At 58.1% G+C, this 2,054-nt stretch carries 1 protein-coding gene, 2 pseudogenes and 1 other annotated feature; all 3 genes and pseudogenes read right to left on the reverse strand.

What is annotated here, in order from left to right:
* Nucleotides 1-280: 280 nt before the first annotated feature.
* Nucleotides 281-1,165 (reverse strand): annotated as a pseudogene (locus GQ56_RS43590) (IS3 family transposase).
* Nucleotides 778-884 (reverse strand) — a sequence feature (AL1L pseudoknot). Its footprint overlaps the pseudogene before it by 107 nt.
* A gap of 304 nt (nucleotides 1,166-1,469) precedes the next feature.
* Complete coding sequence (locus GQ56_RS42760) at nucleotides 1,470-1,727, reverse strand: PAAR domain-containing protein (protein WP_075123137.1); 258 nt, start codon at nucleotides 1,725-1,727, stop codon at nucleotides 1,470-1,472.
* 21 nt (nucleotides 1,728-1,748) lie between these two features.
* A pseudogene (locus GQ56_RS0138765) lies at nucleotides 1,749-2,054 on the reverse strand (virulence factor); the annotation flags it as partial.

A 2,054-nucleotide genomic window follows, 5' to 3' on the forward strand; every position in this document is an offset into this window, starting at 1 on the left:
GCCCTGGTCGAGCACCAGACACGCGGCTTGCTGTTTGAACTCCGGGGAAAACGTACGACGTCGCTTGGTCATTAGACACCTCTTCATGGCGAGCATTCTCGCCTAAATCAGTGTCCGGGTTCATTAGACCACTACAATACGTCGCGAGCCAGTCGCAGTCAGTGTCTTCATACTCCACCTCCGACGCTGAGATAAAACTGTCCTTCGCGCTCGCCCACGATCTTTGTCGGTATGGTACCTTCACTTTGAACCGCACCGGGAATCGTGGAGGCTGGTTGGTTTAAGTTAATGCAGGCACGTCAGCGGCATTTCTGAGTTGCCTGTAGTAGTTTGCCTCAGCCTCAGCGGGCGGGATATAGCCGAGCGGTTCCATCAGTCGATGATGGTTGTACCAGGCCACCCATTCCAGCGTTGCCAGTTCGACGGATTCCCTCGTTGGCGGATTCAACTGGTCGTCGCAACATCTCCAGATTGGAGGTGTTGAATGGGACGACCACTGGGATGGGGCTCGGAACAAACGGGAAGGCCCGTCATGCGAACACGCTTACCGCGAACTGCGCCACGCAAGCCCTGCAGCTTCATCAACCGTCCGACCGTGCAGCGTGCCACCGCAATGCCTTCTCGGTTCATCTGCTTCCAGACCTTCGGCACGCCATAGACCTGCATGTTGGCCTGCCAGACACGCTTGTTCTCCGGTTGCAAAAGCTCATCGCGTTTCGCGCGGGCGCAGCGTTTCGACGGATCGCGAAGTTGTGCTGCATGGCGTCGGTAGCCCGACCGGGCAATCCGCAAGACCTTGCAGATCGGCTCGACCCCGAAGGTGTCGCGATGCTGATCAACGAAGGCCTTCACGGCGGTCGAGCTCCGCCTGGGCGAAAAATGCGCTCGCCAGTTTGAGAATCTCGTTGGTCCGGCGCAGTTCCTTGACCTCGCGCTCTAAGGCTTTGATGCGTTCACGCTCGGCCGTACTCACGCCATCGCGCTCTCCACGGTCGACCTCGTCGCGCTTAACCCAATCCAACAGCGTCTGCGGCGTGCAGCCGATCATCGGCGCAATCGATTCGACTGCCGCCCACATCGACGGGTGCTCGCTACGCTGCTCGCGTACCAGGCGCACTGCGCGCTCTCGAACTTCCGGGGAAAACTTGCTTGGCTTCTTGTTCATGGCTCCATTCTCTCAAGAGTTGGAGCCTCCACAAAACTCGGGGCGGTTCAATCTGCGTCGGTCGGATTGGACAAGACGACCTGTGAGGATGTAAGTGCTGCCACAACGCCCATCGCCACCAGACAAGTCACGGGCTGTTTTCGCCGTAGTGCTCTCAGCATCGCCTCAAATCTCAAAGCAATCGTCAACCGCGGTACACGCGAAGTGAGTAGTGCCCCAAAACACTGGCATCAACACTTCGCGATCCTGAGTAGCTTCTTCGCAATGTTTAACCACATGAATCGGCGAACGCCCACCGCCTACCTCAGGGGCGTCCTGATGTTGGCAGACTAGAAAACAGAACGGCGCCACACGAAGTTTTGTGACCGTGAAAAGCCGCGTGAGATCCCTCGACCTTCATCTCCGGGTCGCCCTCGACAATCACAACGTCTCCGTGCATCGGACAGACACAGTGGTCCCCGATACGCCCCACGGCGCGACCTATGACCTTACTGTTGGGCGCACCCGTCTGTACGACTCCGCCGTGACTGTGAACGTCACCAACTCGAATGATTCCACGCATACGTCCTTCTCGCGAATTGGATCACCACGAATAGCCCTGCATCCCGTAGTCGGTATCGTGACGACGCCCCCACCACGGAAGATAGGCATTGTTCTCGCCACGAGCCCGGAACCAGTCCTTGTTCGGGTCGATTGCGGTAAGTTTCGACGGCGGTCGCACGACAACGGCGACCGGATGCTGCGAATCCGTTGTACCGGCAACAAGCGCATTGCCACCGAAGTGGTTGATACGACCAATCGCCAACACGACATCGGTCAGTGCACCACCCGTCCCCATATCGCCGAGCAACGCCGCTGTATTGAACGTCTGCTTCATGTGGTCGTATTC

Origin of the sequence: Burkholderia paludis (genome assembly GCF_000732615.1) — a bacterium.
In the GTDB taxonomy this organism is placed as follows: domain Bacteria; phylum Pseudomonadota; class Gammaproteobacteria; order Burkholderiales; family Burkholderiaceae; genus Burkholderia; species Burkholderia paludis.

What these genes read in the sequence shown, in the direction of transcription:
- GQ56_RS42760 (WP_075123137.1), bottom strand. Translation starts at nt 1,727, where the DNA reads ATGCGTGGAATCATTCGAGTTGGTGACGTTCACAGTCACGGCGGAGTC.